The organism is Flavobacterium keumense, from assembly GCF_029866485.1.
GTDB lineage: Bacteria > Bacteroidota > Bacteroidia > Flavobacteriales > Flavobacteriaceae > Flavobacterium > Flavobacterium keumense.
Window position 1 is genome coordinate 1,711,755 of record NZ_CP092332.1, and the last position, 25,716, is coordinate 1,737,470.

The 25,716-nt window shown below is 33.5% G+C and carries 21 protein-coding genes; 7 read left to right on the forward strand and 14 right to left on the reverse strand.

The window, feature by feature from the left end; translation table 11 throughout:
* Window positions 1-31 precede the first annotated feature (31 nt).
* Window positions 32-2,593 carry a zinc-dependent metalloprotease gene (locus MG292_RS07705; protein WP_264533302.1) on the reverse strand — a complete coding sequence of 854 codons (2,562 nt, stop codon included), beginning with the start codon at window positions 2,591-2,593 and terminating at the stop codon, window positions 32-34.
* Between the two features lie 261 nt (window positions 2,594-2,854).
* Here MG292_RS07705 and corA point away from each other — a divergent pair, with 261 nt between their 5' ends.
* The 5 genes from corA to MG292_RS07730 all read left to right on the forward strand — a co-directional run bounded on the left by corA (window position 2,855) and on the right by MG292_RS07730 (window position 10,883).
* Entirely contained in the window at window positions 2,855-3,925 is a 1,071-nt protein-coding gene (gene corA / locus MG292_RS07710) for a magnesium/cobalt transporter CorA (RefSeq protein ID WP_264533301.1), read from the forward strand.
* A 27-nt stretch (window positions 3,926-3,952) separates the two neighbouring features.
* Window positions 3,953-6,046 carry a phosphate acetyltransferase gene (gene pta, locus MG292_RS07715; RefSeq protein WP_264533300.1) on the forward strand — a complete coding sequence of 698 codons (2,094 nt, stop codon included), beginning with the start codon at window positions 3,953-3,955 and terminating at the stop codon, window positions 6,044-6,046.
* An 18-nt stretch (window positions 6,047-6,064) separates the two neighbouring features.
* The gene (locus MG292_RS07720; protein WP_264533299.1) at window positions 6,065-7,258 is read left to right on the forward strand and encodes an acetate/propionate family kinase; all 1,194 of its coding nucleotides are present in this window, start codon (window positions 6,065-6,067) and stop codon (window positions 7,256-7,258) included.
* Between the two features lie 45 nt (window positions 7,259-7,303).
* Window positions 7,304-9,403 carry a glycoside hydrolase family 97 protein gene (locus tag MG292_RS07725; protein ID WP_264533298.1) on the forward strand — a complete coding sequence of 700 codons (2,100 nt, stop codon included), beginning with the start codon at window positions 7,304-7,306 and terminating at the stop codon, window positions 9,401-9,403.
* A 103-nt stretch (window positions 9,404-9,506) separates the two neighbouring features.
* The gene (locus tag MG292_RS07730; protein ID WP_264533297.1) at window positions 9,507-10,883 is read left to right on the forward strand and encodes a M20/M25/M40 family metallo-hydrolase; all 1,377 of its coding nucleotides are present in this window, start codon (window positions 9,507-9,509) and stop codon (window positions 10,881-10,883) included.
* A gap of 43 nt (window positions 10,884-10,926) precedes the next feature.
* Here MG292_RS07730 and MG292_RS07735 read toward each other — a convergent pair whose 3' ends face one another.
* Entirely contained in the window at window positions 10,927-11,769 is an 843-nt protein-coding gene (locus MG292_RS07735) for a hypothetical protein (protein ID WP_264533296.1), read from the reverse strand.
* A 6-nt stretch (window positions 11,770-11,775) separates the two neighbouring features.
* Window positions 11,776-12,594 (reverse strand): 3-deoxy-8-phosphooctulonate synthase, encoded by an 819-nt coding sequence (kdsA, locus tag MG292_RS07740; protein WP_264533295.1) that lies wholly within the window; start codon window positions 12,592-12,594, stop codon window positions 11,776-11,778.
* A 162-nt stretch (window positions 12,595-12,756) separates the two neighbouring features.
* Between kdsA and MG292_RS07745 the strand changes: the two genes are divergently transcribed.
* Window positions 12,757-14,024 (forward strand): IS3 family transposase gene (locus MG292_RS07745; protein WP_264532517.1). Its coding sequence is split into 2 segments (ribosomal slippage): window positions 12,757-13,096 and window positions 13,096-14,024, totalling 1,269 coding nucleotides; the frame shifts between segments, so codons are not numbered across the junction.
* 59 nt (window positions 14,025-14,083) lie between these two features.
* Here the strand turns inward: MG292_RS07745 and MG292_RS07750 are convergent.
* From MG292_RS07750 to MG292_RS07760, 3 genes are read right to left on the reverse strand one after another with little or no spacing between them, the layout of a single operon-like run.
* Window positions 14,084-14,650, reverse strand: coding sequence for a YceI family protein (locus MG292_RS07750; RefSeq protein WP_264533294.1), 567 nt, complete (start codon window positions 14,648-14,650; stop codon window positions 14,084-14,086).
* A gap of 29 nt (window positions 14,651-14,679) precedes the next feature.
* A complete protein-coding gene (locus MG292_RS07755) occupies window positions 14,680-15,312 on the reverse strand; it encodes an NAD(P)H-dependent oxidoreductase (RefSeq protein WP_264533293.1) in 633 nt (210 codons plus the stop codon).
* Between the two features lie 15 nt (window positions 15,313-15,327).
* Entirely contained in the window at window positions 15,328-15,783 is a 456-nt protein-coding gene (locus MG292_RS07760) for a MarR family winged helix-turn-helix transcriptional regulator (protein ID WP_264533292.1), read from the reverse strand.
* A 368-nt stretch (window positions 15,784-16,151) separates the two neighbouring features.
* Here MG292_RS07760 and MG292_RS07765 point away from each other — a divergent pair, with 368 nt between their 5' ends.
* Entirely contained in the window at window positions 16,152-18,275 is a 2,124-nt protein-coding gene (locus MG292_RS07765; protein WP_264533291.1) for a PAS domain-containing hybrid sensor histidine kinase/response regulator, read from the forward strand.
* Here MG292_RS07765 and MG292_RS07770 read toward each other — a convergent pair.
* The 8 genes from MG292_RS07770 to MG292_RS07805 form a co-directional block, all read right to left on the reverse strand.
* Window positions 18,268-18,879 (reverse strand): LOG family protein, encoded by a 612-nt coding sequence (locus MG292_RS07770; protein ID WP_264533290.1) that lies wholly within the window; start codon window positions 18,877-18,879, stop codon window positions 18,268-18,270. The genes MG292_RS07765 and MG292_RS07770 overlap by 8 nt on opposite strands.
* A 140-nt stretch (window positions 18,880-19,019) precedes the next feature.
* Entirely contained in the window at window positions 19,020-20,144 is a 1,125-nt protein-coding gene (locus tag MG292_RS07775) for an ABC transporter permease (RefSeq protein WP_264533289.1), read from the reverse strand.
* 24 nt (window positions 20,145-20,168) lie between these two features.
* Window positions 20,169-21,275, reverse strand: a complete 1,107-nt coding sequence (locus MG292_RS07780) for an ABC transporter permease (protein ID WP_264533288.1) — start codon at window positions 21,273-21,275, stop codon at window positions 20,169-20,171.
* Between the two features lie 22 nt (window positions 21,276-21,297).
* On the reverse strand, window positions 21,298-22,032 hold the full coding sequence (locus MG292_RS07785; RefSeq protein ID WP_264533287.1) for an ABC transporter ATP-binding protein: 735 nt from the start codon (window positions 22,030-22,032) through the stop codon (window positions 21,298-21,300).
* A 4-nt stretch (window positions 22,033-22,036) separates the two neighbouring features.
* Window positions 22,037-22,948 carry an ABC transporter ATP-binding protein gene (locus MG292_RS07790; protein ID WP_264533286.1) on the reverse strand — a complete coding sequence of 304 codons (912 nt, stop codon included), beginning with the start codon at window positions 22,946-22,948 and terminating at the stop codon, window positions 22,037-22,039.
* A gap of 3 nt (window positions 22,949-22,951) precedes the next feature.
* Window positions 22,952-23,827: an HlyD family secretion protein gene (locus MG292_RS07795; RefSeq protein WP_264533285.1), complete on the reverse strand. Its 876-nt coding sequence runs from the start codon at window positions 23,825-23,827 to the stop codon at window positions 22,952-22,954.
* Between the two features lie 23 nt (window positions 23,828-23,850).
* Window positions 23,851-25,101, reverse strand: a complete 1,251-nt coding sequence (locus MG292_RS07800) for a TolC family protein (protein ID WP_264533284.1) — start codon at window positions 25,099-25,101, stop codon at window positions 23,851-23,853.
* Entirely contained in the window at window positions 25,098-25,691 is a 594-nt protein-coding gene (locus MG292_RS07805) for a TetR/AcrR family transcriptional regulator (RefSeq protein ID WP_264533283.1), read from the reverse strand. Before MG292_RS07805 ends, MG292_RS07800 begins: the two co-directional genes overlap by 4 nt.
* Window positions 25,692-25,716: the final 25 nt, after the last annotated feature.

The following is a 25,716-nucleotide window of genomic DNA, read 5'->3' on the forward strand; positions in this document are numbered from 1 at the left end:
TAATTCATCCGACTTATGAAAGTCGGATTTTTTATTTTGGGTCTAAAGCTTTGTCAATTCTGGATACCAAATCCAATAAATGTAATTTGCTTAATCGGTCTGTTGATTTAGAAGCAGTTGCTTTGATATTCGATTTCAAACTCACTAATTGTCCTCTAGCAATAGAAGGTAAATCAGTTTGATTCAAATTAACTGTTCTTGAATTGAAACCATATGTTACTCCAACAGGAACTGAACGTACCGAAGCATTTCCTGGATTCAATAAGCCAGTTACTTTATCAATAAATACTTTTTGAAGGTTTCTTCTGTAAATATCGATAGGTTTGTTTGATTTTAATTCGGTAAAAATTCCATTTCGTAAGTCGGTCATTAATTCATCTACAGAATAGTTGTTTTTATTGATAGACGAACCTTCAAACAAACGCACCATTCGGTCTCCTGCTAATAAATTGCTCAAGGTAGATTCTTGCATTGCTTTGATGGCTTCAACACCATTTTCTGGGTTGATTTTTGCCAATACATTTTGGTTTATTAACCATTTTGGCGTAGCAAATAAATGTGTATTTAAGAAACTAACCGCTTCTTTTTGAATACTTCTTGGTACTACTTCAAATTGGTTACCACCCATATCATAGGTTTTAGGTGAATCATAAATTCCTCCTACGTTTTTAGTAACGTGCCCTAAATAACGTCTGAACTGTCCTGTAAGTGCTGAATATAATTCGTCTAATTCAGCATAACTTTCACCTTTTTCTTTACTCCATTCCAATAGGTTTGGAATAATACGTTTTAGGTTTTTTATTCCGTAAGCCGATGCTTTCATTGCATTGTCTCCGATATCTTCTGTTTGGTAACGTGGGTCGTATGGGCTAGTTTCTGTACCAAACCAAAGACGACGATTTTTATATGCTTCTTTAGTCATCTCGTTTAAGATGGCCTTTTCTTCTTTTTCAGTTTTGGCATCGTCAAAATAAGAATATCCCCACTTAATAGCCCATTTGTCATAATCTCCAATTCTTGGGAACAAATGTTTTACACCATCTTCAGGTTGTGCTACATAATTGAAACGGGCATAGTCCATGATAGAAGAAGTATGTCCGTTCTTTTCTTGGAAGGTAGCATCTCTCAATTTTTCGACAGGTGTAGCTGAACTAGCTCCCATGTTATGACGCAATCCTAAAGTATGACCTACTTCGTGTGAGGACACAAAACGAATTAATTCACCCATTAAGTTGTCATCAAATTGTTTTTTTCTGGCAGCAGGATCAACTGCAGCAGTTTGAATTAAGTACCAATTGCGTAATAAACTCATAATATTATGATACCAACCAATGTGGCTTTCCAAAATTTCACCTGTTCTTGGATCGTGAACGTTTGGTCCGTATGCATTTTGGATTTCAGCGGCAAAATAACGCAATACAGAGAAACGCGCATCTTCTAAACTCATCGTAGGATCATTTTCTGGCCAATATTCGCCACGAATCGCATTTTTCCATCCAGCATGTTCAAAAGCTACTTGCCAATCGTCAATACCTTGTTTGATGTATTTTTTCCATTTGTCTGGTGTTGCAGGATCTATATAATACACAATAGGTTTAGCAGGTTCGATTAACTCACCTCTTTTTTGTTTGGCAGCATCTTCTTTTGATTTAGGTTCCAAACGCCATCTAACAGCAAAAACTTCAGTGTCTGATTTGTGTGATTCTTCTTCAAAAATACCATATTGATTGGCAAAATACCCTACACGTGCATCAAATGTTCTTTTGCGCATTGGATTTTTGGGTAAAGCAATCATGGATGTATTAAGTTCTACAGTCAAAAATCCTGAATCCAAACCAGCAGGTAAGTTGGTTCCAATTTTAGGCATTGGATTAACCGAAAGTAAAGCAGGTACTGTAGAGAAAGTTTTTACAGTTCTGATTTCGGTATTGATAGGAAAACTGCTGATTTTTTGAATAAATGATTTCTCTTTTTGGAATGTCTGAATACTTAATGTTTGTTTTTTGACAGGATCTAATGAAAATGTTTGTACATCGGCATCAAATGTAGGAGTCATATCAATAACGTATGAAACTTCTTTACCATCATCTCCTTTTTTTATAGCTAAAATATCATAGTTTCCGATAATTGGATTTGTAGATGAGTTTTTCACCGCTTGGGCTAATGGTTTGTCTCCATCAGGCGACATTATTACATAACTGATAGAACGCAATAACAAAGTATTATTTAGTCCTTTTTCAAATTGAATTACTTGTCGGTTGACTTCTTCACCACCAAAAATTCCACCACCAGCAGGAGTTTTTGAAAATCTAGTAATGGTCATGATTTCAGTATCTAATAAACTAGCTGGAATTTCAAAAAGGTATTTAGAATCCATTTTGTGGATGTCAATTAGCCCTTTTTGAGTAACCGCCGTAGTGTCAATTACTTTGTTATAAGGTTTTGGTCCTTTTTTCGCGTCAGTTTTAGGGGGTTCTGTAGCTGCAACAACAGGTTTTACTGCATCTTTCTTTTTTTTGTTTTGACTCAATGCACCTTGACTAAAGCACACAAGAAAACTCACAACAATTAAACTCGATTTTAGTTTTACCATTTAATTCCTCTTTTTTAAATTAATACTATGTTATTGGTAGAATAAGACAATTGTTATTCGTAAACCTACTACGAATATTCAAATCTATTGATATATTTTTAAAATAATTGTATAGACGGGTAGTTTTGTTTCGATATTATCAAAAGACACATACAATAATTTTTTCATAAATATGATTAATCTCATATTAGTTAGAGTTAATTTCTACCTATTTTTGTGATGACTTTTATACTATTAGATGCTTTAAACTGGAATTTATTTATGAGAAAAATTAGATATAAGAAGGGTCGTAAAGTACAGCCTTTCCATTTGGAGTATACTGGACTTCATAAAAGTCACGAATCAGAAATGCAATTGTTTGTCTACAATGATTCCGACTTAACGGAATATCATAAAATAAAGGTTGCTGATTTTGACAAAAGTATTGTTGTTGGAAAAACCAATTGGCTTAATGTTCATGGCCTAAATGATTTGGAATTGGTTAAAGCCGTTGGTGATTATTTTACCATTGACAACTTTATGTTGGCCGATATTCTAAATACTACCAAACGCACTAAATTAGAAGAACAACAAGAGGTGTTGTTTTTTAATATTAAATCGCTATTACCCACAGAACATTCCGATAATATTCAGGTAGAACAAATCAGTTTTTTGATTAAAGATGGCGTTTTGCTGTCGTTTCAAGAAAAACGAAGTGATTTCTTTATTCATATTAGGGAACGTATTCGTACTCATTCGGGTATTGTACGATCAAAGAAAGCCGATTATTTGATGTACATTTTACTCGATGCAGTGATGGAAAATTTTTATATTACTTTAGAACATGAAGAGGATAAAGTAGAAGAATTAATTAATCTTTCTAAAAAAAGTGATGATCCTATTATTCTTGAAAAAATAGAAAAACACCGTGATAATTTTAACTTTTTAAAGCGTTCTATTATTCCGTTGCGCGATTCATTATATGATATCAAAAGCATAAAAGACGACAATGTTTTTAATGTAATAGAAACTGAAAATTTTAGTTTTTTTGCTCGCTTGCATCAAAAGAGTTTAGAATTGTTAGAGCAGATAGATGCAGATATGGGAGCTCTTGAGAGCGCTTCTAATTTTTTCTTTTCATTTCAAACACATAAGATGAACGAGATTATGAAAACTTTGACTATTGTTTCGGCTATTTTTATTCCGTTGACATTTATTGTTGGAGTTTACGGAATGAACTTTGAGAATATGCCCGAGTTACACTATTCGTATGGGTATTATACTGTTATTGGAATTATGGTATTGATTGGTATTACAATGCTATTTTATTTCAAAAAAAGGAGATGGTTTTAATTTGTTTACCAATTAAAAAGAAAAAGTATGAGTAAATCTATATATATAGCTACAAGTGAGCCAAGCAGTGGAAAATCAATTGTCACTTTAGGTTTGATGAGTATGCTAATTGGCAAAACAGCCAAAGTAGGTTATTTTAGACCTATTATCGAGGATATTGAAGAAGGCGGATTTGACAATCACATTGAAACGGTGATTACTCATTTTGGTTTGGATATTCAATTTGAAGATGCCTATGCCATTACTAAAAGTAAACTGATCAAGAAGAAAAACAAAGGCAAACTAGGGGATGTCATTGATTTGATCATTGAGAAATACAAACGTCTTGAAGAACGCTTTGACTTTGTATTGGTAGAAGGAACTAGTTTTACAGGTGAAGGAACAGCCATTGAGTTAGACATGAATGTCTTGATTGCTAAAAATTTAGGAATTCCAACGGTAATTGTAGGCTCGGGAGTAGGTAAAACATTGGAAGAACTAATCGATAGTTTGCATCTTGTTTATGATTCGTTCAAGCTCAAAGAGGTAGAAGTTTTGGCTATTTTTGCCAATAAAGTGCAACCTCAAAATATTGAATTAGTAACTGCTGGTTTGAAAAAAAATCTTCCAGAACCAATATTAATCAATACAATTCCTGTAATTGCAAGTTTGAACCATCCTACAGTTCAAGAAATTGTAACCGATTTGAATGCTAAAGTATTGTTTGGAGAAACGTATTTGAATAACCAAACCAGTAATTTTAGTGTAGGAGCAATGCAATTGTGTAATTATTTAGTCCATCTTAAAGAAGATAGTTTGGTCATTACACCAGGCGATCGTGCCGATATAATTTTAGGAGCTTTACAAGCCAATGAGTCGGTTAATTATCCTACGATAGCAGGTATTGTTTTGACAGGAAACATTTTGCCTGAGCCTAGTATTTTGAAATTGATTGAAGGGCTTTCGCCAGTGGTTCCCATTATTTCTGTAGAAGAAGGGACGTATTATATTACCAATAGAATAGGATCTATTAAATCTAAAATCTATGCCAATAACAAACAAAAAATAGCCACTTCAATTACTACGTTTGAAAAGTTTGTTGATATGGAGAATTTGGCTCAAAAGTTAATCACTTTTAAAGCCGAGGGTATGACACCAAAAATGTTCCAATACAACTTAGTTAAACGTGCCAAAATGCACCGAAAACATATTGTCTTGCCCGAAGGTAGTGATGAGCGAATTATCATTGCAGCAGCCCGACTTTTAGCTATGGATGTGGTGGATATTTCGATTATTGGTAACAAAAAACAAATAGAAAATAAAGTTACCGAATTAGGTTTGGACTTTGATTTTTCCAAAGTGCAAATCATCAATCCAATTGAATCGGAACACTATGACGATTATGTCAATACGTATTATGAATTGCGAAAAGCGAAGAATGTGTCTATGGCTATGGCCAAAGATTTGTTAGAGGATGTGTCGTATTTTGGAACGATGATGGTGTACAAAGGGCATGCTGATGGAATGGTTTCGGGAGCGGCGCACACGACACAACATACAATTTTACCGGCTTTACAATTTATTAAAACAAAACCCAATTGTTCGGTTGTTTCTTCGGTATTTTTTATGTGTTTGGAAGACCGTGTTTCGGTTTTTGGCGATTGTGCGATTAATCCGAATCCAACAGCGGAGCAATTGGCTGAGATTGCAATTTCTTCTGCCGACTCAAGTCTGGCTTTTGGTATCGAACCCAAAGTAGCGATGCTTTCGTACTCCTCAGGGACTTCTGGAAAAGGGGATGAGGTGGATAAAGTTCGCAAAGCAACTGAAATAGTGAAAGCACAACGTCCCGATTTAAAAATTGAAGGTCCAATTCAATACGATGCGGCCGTAGATTTGGAAGTGGGACAAAGTAAAATGCCTAACTCTGAAGTAGCCGGGCATGCTAGTGTATTGATTTTTCCTGATTTGAATACGGGAAATAATACCTACAAAGCCGTTCAAAGAGAAACAGGCGCTTTGGCAATTGGCCCAATGTTACAAGGATTAAATAAACCAGTGAACGATTTAAGCCGTGGTTGTACGGTAGATGATATTATCAATACAGTAGTCATTACGGCAATCCAAGCACAAGGTTTGTAATTAAAATAAAGTATCAGAATGAAAATTGTAATATTAAATTCAGGTAGCTCATCTATTAAATACCAATTGATTGAAATGCCTGCACAAACCGTTGTTTGTAGCGGAATGATTGACCGAATTGGTTTGGAAAATTCTAATTTTTCTTACACTACCGAAAACAATAAAATAGAAGAAATAGTAGCCATTCCCAACCATACCATAGGGTTAGAAAAAATAGCTGACTTATTGTTAGACGAAAAAGTGGGTGTTATTAAAAGTACTTCAGAGATTCAAGCCGTAGGACATCGAGTGGTTCATGGCGGAAGTGATTTTTCGGATACGGTTGTCATTACAGCAGCGGTTAAAGATAAAATAAAGCAACTTTTTGATTTAGCACCTTTACACAATCCAGCTAATTTAGAAGGAATTACTGTGGCGGAAACCATTTTTTCTGAAGCACAACAAGTAGCGGTTTTTGACACTGCTTTCCATCAAACTATTCCTGTAGTAGCACATAAATATGCCATTCCGAATGCACTGTTGACCGAAAATAAAATTCGGGTGTATGGATTTCATGGTACCAGTCACAAATACGTTTCTGAAAAAGCCATTGCTTATTTGCAAGAAAACAATTGTGCAGCTTCAAAAATCATTACTATTCATTTGGGTAATGGATGCAGCATGACGGCAGTTAAAGACGGGAAGAGTATTGACCATACTTTAGGTTTTGGACCAATGAATGGACTCATCATGGGAACCCGTAGTGGCGATATTGATCAATCGGTTATTTTTTATTTGGTGAATACTTTAGGATTTTCGTTGGACAAAGTGAATACGCTTTTGCAGAAAGAAAGCGGAATGTTAGGTTTGACCGGTTATAGCGATTTAAGAGATATTGAAGCACAGGCTGAAAAAGGCGATGAAAATTGTCGTTTGGCTTTAGCAATGAATGCCTACCGAATTAAAAAATACATTGGTTCTTATACTGCCGTTTTAAATGGATTGGATGCCATAGTATTTACAGCAGGAATCGGAGAGAATTCATCGTTGATTCGACAATTAGTTTGTACCGATATGGATTATTTCGGATTGGCATTGGATACCGAAAAAAATGAAATCCGTTCGAAGCAGCTTCGCGAAATTAATTTGGTAAATGCCAAAACTAAAATATTGGTTATTCCTACCAATGAAGAACTTGAAATTGCGAATCAAGTCTATGATTCCTTGAACTAAATTCAATAATAAAAACTATATTCGTCGTCTTAAAAAACTATAAAAATGAAACAACTATTTTTTCTTTTTGCCTTGTTTACTTTTGGATTTACACAAGCGCAAACAGTGAGTTCTCCATCAGGTAAAATTGCGTTAACTTTTGCATTAACTGCTGCTGGACAGCCAACTTATGAGGTGAATTATAAAACCAAAACAGTGGTGATGAAGAGCAATTTAGGAATTAAATTAAAAGATAAAACCGCATTGAATGCTGATTTTGAGATTCAAACTTCAAAAAACAACACGTTCAATGAATCGTGGAAACCCGTTTTAGGAGAACAAGCTTCGATAGTAAATCATTACAACGAATTGGTTGTGGGGTTAGTTCAAAAAGGAACAAATATAAAAGTAAATTTAGTATTCAGAGCTTTTGATGAGGGAGTAGCTTTTCGCTATGACTTCCCAAAGCAAAAGGAATTGAATTATTTTATTATTGCTGATGAGGAAACGCAATTCAACTTAACAGAAAACAACAAGGTATTTTGGTTGCCAGGCGATTTTGATAGCAATGAATACGAATACAACGAAACCAAATTCTCTGAAATTGACAATTCTAAAATCAATATGAATAACGGAATTGGCGTTAAATCCATTCCTGGGAAATATACGGTACAAACGCCTTTGATGATGAAATCGCCATCGGGAGTGTATTTGAATATTTTTGAAGCAGCGGTTGTCAACTATCCTGTGATGCATTTAAAAGCTGATGTAACCAATTACAAATTAAAATCAGAATTAGTTCCTAATGCCATTGGCGATAAAGCCTATTTGCAAACGCCTTGTGTATCGCCTTGGAGAACAATTATGATTAGTGATGATGCACGTGATATTGTCAGCTCTAAAATGATTTTGAACTTGAACGAACCTTCAAAAATTGACGATACTTCTTGGATTAAACCAATGAAATATGTTGGAATTTGGTGGGAAATGCACGTAGGTAATTCGACTTGGGATTATGCAGGTTCGCAAAATGCCACTACTGATTTCGGGACAAAACTAGCATCTTCAGGGCGTCACGGAGCGACTACTGAAAATACCAAACGCTATATTGATTTTGCAGCTAAACACGGTTTTGATGGTGTTTTAGTGGAAGGTTGGAACGAAGGCTGGGAAGACTGGTCGGGCAATTGGAAAGAGGAAGTATTTGACTTTGTTACTCCTTATCCTGATTTTGATATTGCCGCGATTTCGGCTTACGCCAAAGCAAAGAATGTAAAAATGATTATGCATCATGAAACTTCGGGTTCGGTGTCTAATTACGAAAGACGCTTGGATCGTGCCTTTGAAAATATGGTGAAATACAATTATCCTGCTGTAAAGACAGGCTATGTGGGTAAAATTATTCCACGTGGTGAAATGCATGATGGACAAATGATGGTAAATCATTTTGCGCATGTAGTCAAACGTGCTGCTGATTATAAATTGATGGTAAATTCACACGAGTCGTCACACCCGACAGGATTGGGAAGAACGTATCCTAATTATGTGGCTGCCGAAGCCGCGAGAGGAACAGAGTTCAACGCTTGGAGTGTGGGTAATCCACCAATGCACGAAACGATTTTACCGTTTACGCGTCAGTTGGGAGGTCCGATGGACTATACGCCAGGAATTTTTGAAATTAAAATGAGTCATTACGACAAAAATAAAAAGGAGCAAGTACATACTACCTTAGCAAAGCAATTGGCACTCTATCTCACGATGTATTCTCCAATTCAAATGGCAGCCGACCTACCAGAAAATTACGAAAAGTATCCGGATGCCTTTCAGTTTATCAAAGACGTAGCATTAGATTGGGATGAAAGTATTTATTTAGAGGCAGAACCAGGAGATTATTTGACAGTTGCAAGAAAAGCAAAAGGAAAACAATCGTGGTTTTTAGGAGCAATTACCGATGAAAATGCAAGACAAACCGAAATTAAATTGGACTTTTTGGCCAAAGGGAAAAAATACAAAGCCACTATTTATGAAGATGCTAAAGATGCCGATTGGAAAAAAAATCCGATAGCCTATCGCATCCGAACGGTTGAAGTTACTGCTAATTCGAAAATTAAATTGAACTTGGCTCCAGGAGGTGGAACCGCTATTTGTTTTGAGCCGACAAACTAAAATTAGAAACCTGCAAGATTCATTTGCAGGTTTTTTTATATCCTTTTGTTAACCTAATTTGAAAAAGAATTCCGAAATTGCCCAATCTATAAACCAAAACAAAATGAAAAAGTCAATAGTAGCAGGATTAGTTTTCCTTAACGGAATAGCAATGGTAGCACAATCCAAAGACGAGCAAATGCTAAAAGATATTTATAAAGCAGGATTAACTAATGCGAAATGTTATTCTTGGTTAGAACATTTATCAAATAAAATTGGTGCTCGATTATCGGGTTCAGAAAATGCTGAAAAAGCCGTTCAATATACCAAAACGCAATTAGAAACTTTAGGATTAGATAAAGTGTACTTACAAGAAGTAATGGTGCCAAAATGGGTTCGTGGCGAAAAGGAAAGCGCGTATATTTTGGATAATAAAACGAAAATCACTGTGCCAATTGCTGCTTTAGGAGGTTCAATTGCTACTCCCAAAAATGGCTTGACCGCTGAAGTGATTGAAGTACAAGGGATTGAAGACTTAAAAATACTAGGAGACAAAATCAAAGGAAAAATTGTTTTTTACAATAGACCTATGGATCCTGTAAATATTGAAACTTTTAAATCCTATGGTGGATGTGTGGATCAACGTTATGCTGGAGCTAAAGAAGCAGCTAAATTTGGAGCAGTGGGAACCATTGTGCGTTCCATGAATTTACGATTGGATGATTTTCCACATACGGGTGCGCAAAGTTATGGCGATTTACCTCCAGCCGAATATATTCCGACAGCAGCAATTAGTACTAATGGTGCTGAATTGTTAAGTCAAAAATTAAAAGTAAATCCAAGTTTGAAATTTTATTTTAAACAATCTTGTGTACAAATGCCGGAGGCGCTTTCGTATAATGTAGTTGGAGAAATTAAAGGAAGCGAACATCCCGAAAATATTATGGTTGTTGGTGGTCATTTAGATTCGTGGGATTTGGCAGATGGGTCTCATGATGATGGAGCAGGAGTTGTACAAAGTATGGAGGTATTGCGTATTTTTAAACAGATAGGTTATCAACCTAAAAATACCATTCGTGTAGTCCTATTTATGAATGAAGAAAATGGAGGTAGAGGAGGTAAGAAATACGAAGAATTGGCACAAATCAATAAAGAGAATCACATTTTTGCATTAGAGAGTGATTCGGGGGGATTTAGTCCAAGAGGTTTTTCTATTGAAGCAGACGATGCTAATTTTGAACGAATTTTGTCTTGGAAAAATGTATTTGAGCCATATTTGATTCATAGTTTTGTGAAAGGTCATGCTGGTGCAGATATTGGTCCGTTGAGTTCATTTAAAATGGTTAAAGCAGGATTAAAACCCGACTCACAACGCTATTTTGATTATCATCACGCTTTGAATGACAAATTTGATGCTATCAATAAAAGAGAATTAGAATTAGGGGCAGCAACAATGGCTTCCCTGATGTATTTGATAGATCAAAACGGAATTATAAAATAAAAAAAGGCTTCGAAAGAAGCCTTTTTTTGTAGGATCAATTATATTAGATTTTGAAGATTCCACCAAAAGCAATGATTTTTTGGAAAAAGAAAAATTCTTGTGAAGCACTATCAGTGGTACTTTGGGTAGTTCGAATATCGGGCATGTTAATATATCCCCCTTTAATCTCTGTTTGTAAATAAAAATGTTTGAAAAAAGTAAAGTTCAACCCAGCTTTGATTGATGTGCCATAACCAGCAACATGAAATTCATCGTACCTTGGTTTACTAAGTAAAGTAGTATTTGTTCTAGGATATAACATTCCAACTCCGATTCCTTCTGTTAGATTAATTTGTAGTTTATCGGTATCAGAAATTGAAAACCATTGAGAAATATCATCATGTCTTGAAAATTCAGTATTTACATAATTCAATCCATCAGTATGCTCAAACATTAAAAAACTTTCTGACATAACGGTAGGAGTGTTAGTATAGGTCCCGCTAAAAGGAAGTCCCGCTCCAATTGTTCCTGTTACATTTGCTATCTGGTTTTGAGTCATAACGTATTTCATATGATCTACACCAATTGCAACGCTGTAATGATCATTGATGAAATATCCCATTCGCAAATTAGTTTGAGGAATGGTCATACGTCCAGGATTAATATAATCAATATGCCAGCCTTTAGGTTTGTCATGGGCTACCATATTTTGTATGGTAAAATTATAATTACTACCAGAGAAAGTAACATCAGACTTAGAATATACTTCACGATTTCCACCCCAAGAAAAAAAGAATTTTCCCTTGTTATGAGCGGTGTATTTATCTCGAATTATGTTGTCTTGTGCTTGTGAAATTTGGGTAATAAAACAGCTAATAAGGGCAGAAATAAGGGCAATTTTTTTCAATGTGTATTAAAATTGGTTAATTGTTTTACGAATAGCGACTAACTTAGTCATTAGTGCTTCAAAATAATCTAAATGGAGCATATTGGCCCCGTCACTTTTAGCATTGGCTGGGTCAAAATGGGTTTCTATGAAAATTCCATCAACTCCCACTGCAATACCGGCTTTAGCAATGGTTTCAATCATATCAGGCCTTCCACCCGTTACACCTGCTGTCTGGTTAGGTTGTTGTAATGAATGGGTTACGTCAAGAACTGTGGTAGCGTAGTGTTGCATAGTAGGGATTCCTCTAAAATCAACAATCATGTCTTGATACCCAAACATAGTGCCTCTATCCGTTACCATTACGTTTTGATTGTTGCAATCCAATACTTTTTGAACCGCGTGTTTCATACTTTCTGGACTCATGAATTGTCCTTTTTTCAAGTTTACTGCTCTTCCTGTGTTGGCTGCAGCCACAACTAAATCAGTTTGGCGAACTAAAAAAGCAGGAATTTGCAATACGTCCACATATTGTGCTGCTCTATCGGCATCTTCATTAGTATGGATATCTGTTACTGTTGGTACACCAAAAGTTTCAGATACTTTACGAAGAATTTGTAATGCTTTTTCATCTCCAATTCCAGAGAAACTGTCAATTCGTGAACGATTGGCTTTTTTGAATGAGCCTTTGAATACATAAGGGATTTCAAGTTTGTCTGTGATTCCAACTAATTTTTCAGCGATGCGTAAAGCCATTTCTTCGCCTTCAATAGCACAAGGTCCAGCTAATACAAAAAAGTTACCACTTTCAGTATGTTTAATTTGTGGGATATTTTGTAAGTTCATTATGATGAATTTAGTAATGCTGCAAAGGTAAGCAGGAATTGGTAATTAGGAATTTTATTTTCAACTATTTTTGCTTTTGAACAAAAAAAAGCTCTAACAAAGGTTAGAGCTTTTTGTATTATGTGTCTTGTTCTGAAAAAAGTTGACTAAAAATTAAGAATTATGTCAACAACAAAAGAATTCCAAAAATTAAAGAGAGCTCCTCAAATTTATAGTGAGGCTTTCAAAAGACAAGTTGTAAGTGAATTTGAGCGAGGTTTATTTACTAAAGCAGAACTTCGTAGACGCTACACTATTTTAGGTAATAATTGTATTCCAAGGTGGTTAAAAAAATATGGTAAATTTACCTATGAAGATAAATTAACACTTGGTAGACCTATGAAAGACCCGCAGCAACAAAGAATCAAAGAATTAGAAGCTCAATTAACTAAAAAAGAAGAAGAACTAAAAGTTTTCAAACGATTTATCGAAATAGCCGAACGCGAACTTAAAATTGACATTGTAAAAAAGTCTGGTTCCAAGCAGTCGAAGAAATAAGCACAAGTAGTTTATTGACAACTTATGAGTTATGCCAACTGTTTGGATATACAAAACAGGCATTTTACAAACGGAAATCCAGCGTTAAAACATCTAAATATAGCTCAGAATTATTACGAAGTTTAGTTCTAAATGTTCGTAAGCAATTACCTCGAACTGGGGGTAAGAAACTTTATGTAATGTTACAAAATGAATTTATAAAACATCAAATATCAATTGGAAGAGATACCTTTTTAGATTTTTTAAAAGCCGAATATTTACAAGTTCCTAAAGCCCGAAGATATTATAAAACAACAAACTCAAGACATTGGATGAGACGTTATCCAAATTTAATTAGTACTATAGAACTTAACAGACCTGAACAAGTTTGGGTTGCTGATATAACTTATTTACGAACAAAAGAAAAAACATATTATTTACATTTACTCACAGATGCTTGTTCAAAAAAAATAGTAGGTCATCAACTATCAGATAATTTAATGAGTTCAACTACAGTAAAAGCTTTAAAAATGGCTTTAATTGACAGAAAAACACAAAATGAACTCATTCACCATTCCGATAGAGGTTTACAATATTGCAGTAAAGAGTATACTGATTTGTTAAAGAAAAACAACATTTTTATTAGTATGACACAAGCATACGATCCCTATGAAAACGCAATAGCTGAAAGAGTAAATGGAATCTTAAAAGAAGAATTTGGTTTGTATGAAATCTTTGAAAACTATCAAAATTTAAACAAACAAGTCACACAAGCGATTGCTTTATATAACAATTTTAGGATACATATGTCTATTGATATGATAACTCCAAACCAAGCACATCAACAAAAAACAATACATTTAAAACAATGGAAAAAAATAAATCGTAACAGAATTAATTCTGTTACGATTTAACTATTTTTGAATTATTAACGAGTCAACCTTTTTTAGGACAACTCAATGAGTTTGAAATATTAAAATTTCAAAGTTACATCTAACTCAAATTCATCATTAATTGCTTTATCTCCGATATTGCTAAAGAAACTTCCTGAACCGTATTTAATATCGTATTTAGTTCTATCAACATTAAATTTAGCAGTTGCTGAATTAGCTGTAGTAGTTAAATCAAAAGTTACTGGTTTAGTAATACCTTTGATCGTTAAATCAGCAGTTACAGCAAATACATTAGCAGCTTTTGTAGCAATTTTTTTGAAAACTAATTTTGCAGTTGGGAATTTATCTGTACCAAAGAAGTCATCTGCTTTTAAGTGACCATTTAATTTTCCTTGGTATTCTCCTTGTAAATCAGTAGCAGTTAATGAATTCATATCTACTGTAAAGTTTCCTCCAACTACTTTTTTTCCTTTGAAAACTAAAGCACCTTCTTTAAAGTTGACAGTTCCATTGTGTTGTCCAGTTACCTTTTTACCTAACCAGTTGATAGAACTTTTTGCAGCGTCAATTTTTTTTGTTTGAGCTGATACCGATACTGTAGCTAAAGCTACAACTAATGCTAATGCAATTGATTTTAAATTTTTCATTTGTTTTTAAATTTGATTGTTTATAATAATTAAAGTGTAATAAATAATTCGTCGCTTGATTTTCTTACTTTTTTGTAATATTGTGTGTCATCATCAGCATGTCTGTAACCAATAGGAGCTAATAATGAAGCATTTAGGCCTAATTTGTCCAATCCTAATATTTCATTTACTTGGGCAGGAACAAAACCTTCCATCGGGGTAACATCAATTTTAAGTTCGGCTGCGGCGTTTAATAAATTACCTAAAGCTAAATAAGTTTGTTTTGATGTCCAAATGTTTCTAGTTTCTTCTGGCAATCCAGTGATGTTTCCTTTCATATAATCCACATATCCTTGAATAGCTTCTAATGGAAGACCTCTAGTCGCGCAGATATTGTTAGCCAATTGGTCAATTCCAGCCGCTCCAAAATTCAATTCGTTTGCAAAAACCAATAGGTGAGAAGCGTCGGCTACTTGTGTTTGTCCGTAAGCTGCCCCAACTAATTTAGCTCTTAATTCAGGATTTTCAATAATGAAAACTTTGTAGGGTTGTAATCCATAAGAAGAGGCACTTAATCGAATTGCTTCTTTTAAGGTATTCAAATCAGCTGTTGAAATTTTCTTTGAAGCATCGAATTTCTTTGTTGCGTATCTCCAATTTTGATTTTCTAAAAATGTACTCATAGTATTTATTGTTGTTTATTGATTTCTAAATTTTTCTAACAATTGATTTAACTGTGCTTTCTCATCTTCATTTAAATTATTTGAAAATGAATCCTCATGTGCTTTTACTTTAGGGTCTAATTCACGAAGTAGATCGAGTCCCTTTTGCGTAATTTTCACCTCAATTTTTCTTCTATTCTCGGGGCAAACTTTTCTTGTTACAAAGTCTTTAATCAATAATTTGTCAACTAATCGGGTAGTATTACTTGTTTTGGCTAACATTCGCTCTTGAATAACACACATATTGGCAGGATTACCTTTCTGTCCTCTTAAGATACGCAGCACATTGAATTGCTCTGATGAAATATCATAAGGTTTCAATATTTCATTAAAATTTTCTGTAATTACATTTTGGGTATATATAATGTTCATGATAATCTTTTTAGAACTATCCATGGGTACAGTAGATTTTAATATTTCTTCAATTGTCATATTTGTATATATGTAATTTGTAGATACAAATGTAGTATATTTTGTATTTGTATATACAAATGTGTGTTATTTTTTTGTTAAAAAATTTAAAGAGATTTGTCTTTTGTTTTTAAATAATTGGTTTGTAGTACTTTAATTTATTTTTTGGGTTTAAAAAAATAAATAGAGGGATTATGTTTGTAAAAGAAGAACAACAATAAAAAAACGTTTAAATTATATTTTTTTACAAAATAATTCTTACATTTATAAATCAATAACTGTCTTTTTCATTTATTTATGAATAAAACTAATTTGAAAAAGAAGTTATAATGCTTGCTTTTCTGGAATATTTATTTTCAAATAATTATAAAACTAAAACAATTTTATTTATGGAAAATAAAGAAAGTGAAATGTCTCAAAATGAACCCTATTTGAGTAAATTTTTATCTTCAAATAGTGTAAATACTAATAAAATCGATCTTGTTCATCAATTACAGGAGAATCAAGTTTATCTTAAAAAACAAAACGAAGTACTAATGTTAGCAAACCAAGAGGCTGAGTTAGCTACTCAAAAGTATTCTGATTTGTATGACTTTTCCCCATTAGGGTACTTTACTCTTTCGAATGATGGATCTATCTTGGAAGTAAATCATAATGGATCTAAGTTATTGGCAATAAAACAAGAAGAATTAATAGGTGTTAAATTTAGAACTTTTGTATCTGCAAAAACCAAAATTGAATTTGATCTTTTTTTTGATAAAATTTTTAATAAAGAGATAAAAGAATGTTGTGAATTGAGTCTTACCGTAGAAAACCAAATATACCATGTTTATTTAACAGGGGTATTAAACTTAGATAGGAAATCGTGTCATATAACTGTAGTGGATATCACCAATTTAAGTATAGCCGAGCAGGCATTACGTGATAGTGAAGATAGGCATCGTGAGTTACTTCGTAATCTTGATGTAGGAGTAGTCATTCATAGTTTAGAAACCGCTATTATCATGAGTAATCCAAAAGCAGCCGAACTTTTAGGGGTTACTATTGAGGAGATGAAATCAATGTTGTCTACAGATCCATATTGGTTATTCTTTGACGAAAATAATTTACCATTAGCAGTTGAGGATTATCCTGTTAATGTAATTTTAAAGACAGGTCGACCACTTAAAAATTTTAAAGCAAAAGTAATCCGCAGTAAAACTAATGATTCTAGTTTGTTGTTAGTAAATGGGTTTCCATTAAAAAATTATAATGGCGAATTATCAGAGATTGTAATCAGTTTTATAGATATTACTGATGCAAATCAGATGGAAACAGAACTAATAAAAGCAAAAGAACAGGCAGAAGCTGCAAATAAAGCAAAATCTAGTTTTTTGGCCAATATGAGTCATGAAATTCGAACTCCTTTGAATGGAATAATTGGTTTTACAGATTTATTATTAAAGACAAAATTAGACCAAGACCAAGCCGAGTACATGGGTATTGTAAATCAATCGGCAATTTTGTTAATGGAAATTATTAATGATATTCTTGATTTTTCAAAAATTGAAGAAGGTCGTTTAGAATTGAATGTAGAAGAAACCGATTTATATGAGTTATCCCATCAAGTAATTAATTTATTCAAGCATCAAGCCACTACAAAGAATATTGAACTTATATTAAATATTGGGAATAATATTCCTCAATATATTTATTCAGACTCTATTCGATTGAAGCAAATTTTGGTGAACTTAATAGGCAATGCAATAAAGTTTACTAATGAAGGTAAGATTCAATTAGAAATCACAGAGTTAAAAACCTGTGGTAATTTCTCAACCTTACATTTTTCTGTAAAAGACACCGGTTTAGGGATAAAAAAGCATAATAAAGAAAAGATATTTGATTCGTTTGTTCAAGAAGAATCAAGTACTACAAGAAAATTTGGAGGAACTGGTTTAGGGCTATCTATTTCCAATCAATTGTTAGGATTGATGCAAAGTAAATTGTTTTTGAAAAGTGAATTTGGAAAAGGAAGTGAATTTTATTTTTCAATTCAGTTTAGAACATCAATAAATAGAAAAGAACAACTAAAACCCACTTTCATTCCTAAATCAAGAATAACAGAAGTTGATTCAATGGAAGTAGAAAATATTAAAATCTTAATAGCAGAAGATAACGAAATTAATTTGCTTTTGGTAAAAAAGATTTTATCAAAAATGTTTCCAAAAGCGTTGCTATATGAGGCTCGTAATGGAAAACAAGCAGTAACTATTTTTAAAAGTATTCCACTAGATATTATATTGATGGATATTCAAATGCCCAAAAAAAATGGGTATGAAGCCACTTTTGAAATTAGACAATTGGAAAAATATAAAAGAACTGGAATCATCGCTTTGACAGCTGGTATTTTAAATGAAGAGAAGAAAAAATGCTTTGAAATAGGTATGGATGGATATATTTCTAAACCGATTAATTCAGCTGACTTACAAAAAGCCATTATTAAATGTTTATACGATAAAAGAATAGTTACCTAGTTTCTCCATACCACCATCTTGGGGTGTACTTTTCTTTGATTAAACCAAATTTTTTAATACTATTTTTTTCGATATGATTAACAAGCTCTTTTACAGAGTCTGTAACAAAAAGTAAATTCATATCCTCAGGACTAATGCTTTCATTTTCGGCCATGATTTTGATATGATGACACAATTCTTTGTGGTATTCGGTGTCAAAGATAACCACAGGAAAGCCACTAATCATTTTAGTTTGAATTAAAGTAAGGGCTTCAAATAATTCATCTAATGTTCCCATACCTCCCGGCATTACAACAAAGGCATACGAGTATTTTACCAAAATTACTTTTCGAACAAAAAAATAGGGAATATAAATCCACTTATTAAGATACGGATTCGGATTTTGTTCTACAGGAAGGACAATATTACAACCTACAGAATAGCCTCCTGCTTCAAAAGCACCTTTGTTAGCTGCTTCCATTATTCCAGGTCCTCCACCAGTCATTACAGTGAATCCTAATTGAGCCATTGCAGCACCTATTTTTTCTGCATTTTTATAATGAGTGGTTTCTGGTCCAAATCGAGCAGAACCAAAAATGGTAACACAAGGCCCTATAAAATGCATTTTTCGGAACGCCCTAATGAAATGATATTGTACTTTGAATGTAAAAATTAAATTTTTGAGACGTGTCAATGGTTCCCTTACGAATAGTGACTCAGAATTGGATAATCTGTAATGTTGATTGTTTTTCATAAGGCATAAAATTAACTAACTTTTTTGTAAGTCCAAACAGCAATACCGTTTAAAATAACTGCATAGCCAGCAATTACTAAAAATTGAAATGAAATATCCGAAAATGTAGCACCTTTAAGCAGTACCATTCGAACGATTTCAACAAAATACCGAATAGGATTGAACAAAGTGATGTTTTGAGCCCATTGTGGCATACTTTCGATAGGAGTAAACAATCCGCTCATCAAAATGAAAATCACCGTGAAAAACCATGCAATAAACATTGCTTGTTGTTGGGTTTCTGTAAAATTGGATATTATTAGTCCAATACCCAAAATAACAAATGAATAGACCGAAGTAAACAAATAAATCAAACCGATATTTCCCAAAATGGGGATATTGAAAACAAGTTTAGCAATGGTTAAACCAATGCTAAGAATAAACAAGCCTAGAACCCAGAAAGGAAATAATTTTCCAATGATAAATTGATGTTTTTTTATAGGAGTCACATTAATTTGTTCTAGTGTACCAATTTCTTTTTCTCGAACAATATTCATTGAAGATAAAAACAAGGTAAGCATAGTTACTAAAAGCACTAAAATACCTGGAACCATAAAGGTTTTATAATTCAAGGTGTTGTTGTACCAAAAGGAAGGATTTGTAATAATGTTTTGAGGAATAACCCTATTTCCATCATTAAACGATAGGAACTGACTCTGTAAATTTTGATTAAATTGGGTTATTATCTGATTGATATATACATTTTCAATTCCTGCCGAAGCACCATCAATAGCATTGATACTTACAGCTAAATCGGTTATTTTATTTTTAAGAATATTGCGTTCAAAATGATTTGGAATTTCGAGTATAACGTCTACATTCCCTTTTTGCATGGCTTCGTTAGCCATGTCTTTTGATTCAAATTGGGTTATGATTTTGAAATAATTAGAGGCTGCAAATTTTGAAATCAATTCTCTTGAGGCAGTGGAGTGATCATGATCGACATAAGAAAATTTAATGTTTTTTACCTCAAAACTTGCTGCATTGGACAGAATTAAGAGTTGTAACAATGGCAAAACAAAAATAATAGGAAGCATTCCTCTATTTCTAAAAATTTGTCGAAACTCTTTTTGTATGATGAATAAGATGGTTTTCATTTGTTAGTAGTACTATATTAAACGCTATTCAAGTCTCTTTTTATATTTTTTGGTACTTAAAAAAATGAAAAAAGCAGTCATCCCAATCAAAATTGCTGTTTCTTTCCAAATGACCTCAAAGCTAGCTCCCTTCAGTAAAACAGCTTTAATAATAATGATAAACCATTTTGCGGGAATAATATTACTGATGATTTGCAGCGGCAATGGCATACTCGAAATTGGGAAAATAAAACCTGACAAAATGATCACGGGAAGCATTAAAGCAAAAAGTGAAAACATCATGGCTGTTTGTTGCGAATTGGCCAAAGTTGAAATTAAAATTCCCAAAGAAAGTGCCGTAATGATAAATAAGATGCTCTCAAAAGCTACCAAAAATACACTTCCTACAATCGGCATTTTGAAAACAAAATAACCTAAAAGTACAATCACCGTAGCATTAATAATAGACAGAAAAATATACGGAAATACTTTGCCAATAATAACTTGAAAAGGTTTTAGTGGCGAAACTAAAAGGACTTCCATAGTGCCTAATTCCTTTTCTCTTGTAATAGAAATGGAGGTCATCATGGCCGAAACAAGCATCAAGATGACGGTCATTACTCCGGGAACAAAATTAAACACACTCTTTAATTCAGGATTGTAATACAATTGTGTTTGAGTTTGGATAGAAAAAGGGGGGAGCTGATTTTCATTGATTTTTTGGGCATAGTTTTGTAAAATTGCATTAACATAGTTCGTGATTGTATTGGCAATATTAGGGTCAGTGGCATCAGTAATTACTTGAACTTTAGCTTGTTTTTTGGTTTCTAAATTTTTGATAAAATGATTTTCAAAAACAAGAACGGCTTTAATTTTTCCTTTTTTAAAGACATTTTCAATTTCGTTTTCATTGCTTATTTCCTGTTTGATGTCAAAATATTTAGACGCATTAATGGTAGTAATTATTTGTTGGGTTTCGGCATCCTTTGATAGATCCAAAATAGCAATAGTAACTTTATTGATTTCGTTTGTAATGGCAAAGCCAAATAACATAATTTGGGCAATAGGCATACCAAAGAGAATAAACATGGTGCGTTTATCCCTGAAAATGTGGTAGAATTCTTTGGTTACAAAACCTATAAATCGTTTCATCAGTTGTTTTTTTAGCAAATTCCTATTCGATATTTCGAGCCAATTTCAAGAAAACTTCATTCATAGAATCGACTTTGAAATGTTTTTTTAAGTTTTTTGGAGAATCCAATGCTTCAATTTTTCCCTCCACCATAATCGAAACACGGTCACAATATTCAGCTTCATCCATGTAATGTGTGGTAACAAAAATGGTGGTACCTTTATGTGCTTGGGCATAAATCATTTCCCAAAATTGCCTTCGAGTAATGGGATCAACCCCTCCAGTGGGTTCGTCAAGAAAAATGATTTTAGGTTCATGTAATAACGCCACCGAAAAAGCTAATTTTTGTTTCCAGCCTAAAGGCAAAGCACTAACTAATTGATTGATGACTTCTTCTAGTTCTAATTCTTGAACTAAGAGCGCAGTTTTTTCTTTAATTTGTTTTCGACTTAACCCATAAATACCTCCAAAAAAAGTGATGTTTTCTTTGATGGTTAAATCATCGTACAACGAAAATTTTTGACTCATATAGCCAATGTTTTTCTTGACCATTTCTGATTCATGACTGACATCAAATCCCGCAACAGATGCTTGTCCTGAACTAGGTTTGGATATTCCAATTAACATTTTCATCGCGGTAGTTTTTCCGGCACCATTGGCTCCTAAAAAGCCAAAAATTTCACCTTTGGCAACCTCAAACGAAATATTATTGACGGCTATAAAATCACCAAAGGTTTTAGTGAGATTACGTACTGATATGATAGCTGATTGTTCCAATTTCCTAGTGTTCTAAAGTGGTTAAATCCATAAAAACATCCTCAATTGTTGGGGTAGCAGTATGAATTTCTATTGCTGAATGATCCTTACTTTCTAAATAACGGTGTAAATCCTGCGATGTAAAATCAGCTTTTTGATCAATATAATGAATGAATTTTCCAAAGGCAAAAACACTGTATTGACTTGGAAATTGTTTTAAATCAATTAACAATTGGTGGGTGTTTTTGGTAGTAACGGCATAGATAGTTTTCGAATAATTAGAAATGATGTTTTGCGGACTATCAATTTCAAAGATTCTCCCTTTTTGAATTAAGGCAATTCGGTCACACAAAGCCGCTTCGTCCATATAGGGTGTCGAAACCAAAATAGTAATTCCTTTTTGTTGTAATCGCTTTAACATTTCCCAAAATTCTTTCCGTGAAACGGGATCTACCCCCGTTGTGGGTTCGTCAAGAAATAATACTTTAGGTTTGTGAATCAAAGCACAACATAAGGCTAGTTTTTGTTTCATTCCCCCTGAAAGCGCTCCAGCACGTCGTTTTTTAAAAGGTTCAATTTGAATGTAAATATCCCGAATCAAGTCGTAATTTTCTTCAATAGTGGTTCCAAAAATGGTGGCAAAAAATCGAAGATTCTCCTCCACAGATAAATCTTGGTAGAGCGAAAATTTACCTGGCATATAACCTACAGAATTACGTATGGATTTGTACTCTTGTACAATATCAAATCCAGCCACAGTAGCAGAGCCTTCATCAGGAAGGAGTAAGGTGGTTAGAATTCTGAAAATTGTTGTCTTTCCTGCTCCGTCTGGACCAATTAGACCAAATAATTCTCCTTCTTTTACTTCAAAAGAAATGGCTTCAATGGCCTTGAAGTTTTTATAAAATTTGGATATGTTAGTAACAAGAATGCTCATTGTTTATTGAATCCACATTTCGGCAGGCATTCCAATTTTTAGACTACCATCATTTTTTACAGTTACTTTTACAGCATAAACTAAATTAGCACGCTCTTCCTTCGTTTGAATTATTTTGGGTGTAAATTCTGCTGATGAAGCAATCCAAGCAATAGTTCCAGGGTACGATTTCATTTCTTCTTGGGAATCAATTTTAACTGTAACTTTTTGACCTATTTTAATTTGGTTTAATTGTTTTTCGCTAATGTAAACACGCAAGGTCATAGCGTCAAGATTGGCTATTTTGTACAATGGTTTTCCAAAACTAGTGATCTCATTTGTATCGCTGTATTTGGATAAAACAGTTCCTTTTATAGGATTGATAATTTTACTCTTATTGATTTGGTCGTTTATCTTTTCAATTTGTACGTCGATGGAATTTACTTCATTGTTGATGGGAGCTTCTTGTGTTTTAACACTTTTAATTTGCTCGTTCAATACATTGACTTTTCCGTTGATTTCATCCACCTGACGTTTGGTTGCAGCATTTTCGGCAAACATATTTTGGATTCTTTTTTGGTCTATTAAAGTAGTTTTCAATTGCTCCTTTAAAACTGCCGTTTGAGACAACACGTTTTGAGATTTAGACGCAATAGTCTTTTTGGAAGCAATTAGCTGTTGTTTAGACAAATACAATTGGGTAGTATCAATTAATCCTACGGGTGTATTGGGTGCTAAAATGGCTCCTTCTTCAAGGTTTAAATATTCAATTTTTCCATTGGCTTCTGCCGAGATAGTTACTTCTGTGGCTTCAAAATTTCCGTAACCATCTGCTTTGTCGCTACTTTTGCTACAGGCTACTAAATTGATTAAAGCTAAAAATGCAAATACTTGTTTCATTTCAATTCGTTTATTTGAGATTGTTAATTTCCTTTGATAATTTGATAATTGGCTTTCGCCAAAGCTAATTGGATTTGATGTGTTTTTTGATTAATTTTGGATTCGTATAAATTACTAAATTCCACTAAATAATCAGAAGAAGTAATTACTCCATTTTTTAATTGTGCATCCGAAGATTGGGCAATAGATTCTCGTAAATTAGTAATTTCTTGGTCGGTTTGAATCGCTTCATTTAATTTGTCAATTTCGGTTTGAATTTCTTGCAGTTGCAAATGAGTGTTGAGTAAGAAAGTTTCTTTTTCAGTGGCAATGATGGATTCCGAAACTGAAAGCGCGGCTTTGTCTTTTTTGGTTTTGTCCCAATCCCAAACATTCCAATTGGCTTTCAGTCCCACCATATAAAAAGTTTGAAAGGAATTATTCAACATGTTTAATCCTGGATTTCCATAGCCGGCAGTTCCAAAAGCATTGACTTTTGGGAGTTTGTTTTTTGCAATAATTTCTTTAGAACTAAGAATTTGTTGGTTTTGTAAATCAAATAGTTGCATCTCTGGGCGTAAAACTGTGGCATCCTTAGCAATTGAAATTACTGGTTTTTCTAAAACAGTATTGTCGTTCAATGGAGTAAAAATAAGCGCTGATAAATTATTCAACAGTCTAATTCTATCCAATTCATTTTCTCGCAATTGTTGTTTGATTTTTAGATTTTCAGCCTCCAATACCTGTTCAGAAGCAGGAAGTAGTACACCAAATTTAATTCCCGATTTCACTTCTTTAATTTTAGACAGTAGTTGCTCTTGTTTAGAAGTCAAAATTAATTTTCGTTCTTGTGTCAAAAGAATGGAGAAATACAATTGGTTAACCCTAGTCTTAACAGAGTACAAATTGACAGCAAGTTGTTGTTGCTGCGTTTGGGTTTGAATTTCTTTTAATTTGACATTCGAATCAATAAGTCCGCCATTGTAAATCAATTGGTTAACATCTAAAGTGGCTCTGTATTGATCCTTGTTTAAAGGACTTACATTCGGCAACGGAATAGGTAAACCCGTAACATCTGATTGATAAGTAGTTTGAACATTCAAATCAATTTTAGGTAGTTTAGCAGTATTCAGCGAAGCCGTTTCATAAGCTGATTTCTGTGCGAACAATTCCGATTGTTTTGCTAATGGGTAATTTTTGTTCGCCAATTCATAACAATTCTCTAGCGTAAGAGATTGCTGCGCGTAAGAAAATTGGACTACTAAAAGCACTAAAATGGGAAGTTTTTTTCTCATCTTTTTATTGAATTAATAATGTGTTCTGCAATAGTTGTTTTACGTTCTTCCATCATTTGCTCGAATTCATCATTCGAAATTTGAAACATACCTTTTACCATGGTTTGAGCTGCAAAAGGAAATATCGTAAGCGAAAAAATATCCAACAGTAATTGTTTTGGAGGCAAAGGTTTAATAATTCCAGCTGCCATCTCGGCTTCTATTTGAGCAATCATTAAATTTGGATTTGGTCGTTTTTCGTGATTCAAAAATTGCATTACAAATTCCGGATTGTTATTCATTTCTTGAATGACAAATTGTGGTAAAAATGGGTGTTCAATCACAAACGTGATGTAACTGTGTGTAAATTGTCTGATTTTGTCAAAAATACTTTCGTTAGAACTAAAAATCAAATTGACTTGTGGTGCTAATTGACTAAAAGCCTTCATTAAAACTGCTTCAAAAAGAGATTGTTTGTTTTTAAAACAATAATGTAACATCGCTTTGTTAATTCCAGCTTCATCTGCAATCTCTTGCATTCTAGCACCTGCAAATCCCTTTTTTTGGAATACGATTCGGGCGGCATCAAATATTTTTTCTTCAGTAGTCATTTTAATTTAACTAAATGGTTTAACC

Coding starts and splice junctions, on each gene's coding strand:
- MG292_RS07705 (WP_264533302.1), bottom strand. CDS start 2,593: ATGGTAAAACTAAAATCGAGTTTAATTGTTGTGAGTTTTCTTGTGTGC.
- corA (WP_264533301.1), top strand. CDS start 2,855: ATGAGAAAAATTAGATATAAGAAGGGTCGTAAAGTACAGCCTTTCCAT.
- pta (WP_264533300.1), top strand. CDS start 3,953: ATGAGTAAATCTATATATATAGCTACAAGTGAGCCAAGCAGTGGAAAA.
- MG292_RS07720 (WP_264533299.1), top strand. CDS start 6,065: ATGAAAATTGTAATATTAAATTCAGGTAGCTCATCTATTAAATACCAA.
- MG292_RS07725 (WP_264533298.1), top strand. CDS start 7,304: ATGAAACAACTATTTTTTCTTTTTGCCTTGTTTACTTTTGGATTTACA.
- MG292_RS07730 (WP_264533297.1), top strand. CDS start 9,507: ATGAAAAAGTCAATAGTAGCAGGATTAGTTTTCCTTAACGGAATAGCA.
- kdsA (WP_264533295.1), bottom strand. CDS start 12,594: ATGAACTTACAAAATATCCCACAAATTAAACATACTGAAAGTGGTAAC.
- MG292_RS07750 (WP_264533294.1), bottom strand. CDS start 14,650: ATGAAAAATTTAAAATCAATTGCATTAGCATTAGTTGTAGCTTTAGCT.
- MG292_RS07755 (WP_264533293.1), bottom strand. CDS start 15,312: ATGAGTACATTTTTAGAAAATCAAAATTGGAGATACGCAACAAAGAAA.
- MG292_RS07760 (WP_264533292.1), bottom strand. CDS start 15,783: ATGACAATTGAAGAAATATTAAAATCTACTGTACCCATGGATAGTTCT.
- MG292_RS07765 (WP_264533291.1), top strand. CDS start 16,152: ATGGAAAATAAAGAAAGTGAAATGTCTCAAAATGAACCCTATTTGAGT.
- MG292_RS07770 (WP_264533290.1), bottom strand. CDS start 18,879: ATGCATTTTATAGGGCCTTGTGTTACCATTTTTGGTTCTGCTCGATTT.
- MG292_RS07775 (WP_264533289.1), bottom strand. CDS start 20,144: ATGAAAACCATCTTATTCATCATACAAAAAGAGTTTCGACAAATTTTT.
- MG292_RS07780 (WP_264533288.1), bottom strand. CDS start 21,275: ATGAAACGATTTATAGGTTTTGTAACCAAAGAATTCTACCACATTTTC.
- MG292_RS07790 (WP_264533286.1), bottom strand. CDS start 22,948: ATGAGCATTCTTGTTACTAACATATCCAAATTTTATAAAAACTTCAAG.
- MG292_RS07795 (WP_264533285.1), bottom strand. CDS start 23,827: ATGAAACAAGTATTTGCATTTTTAGCTTTAATCAATTTAGTAGCCTGT.
- MG292_RS07800 (WP_264533284.1), bottom strand. CDS start 25,101: ATGAGAAAAAAACTTCCCATTTTAGTGCTTTTAGTAGTCCAATTTTCT.
- MG292_RS07805 (WP_264533283.1), bottom strand. CDS start 25,691: ATGACTACTGAAGAAAAAATATTTGATGCCGCCCGAATCGTATTCCAA.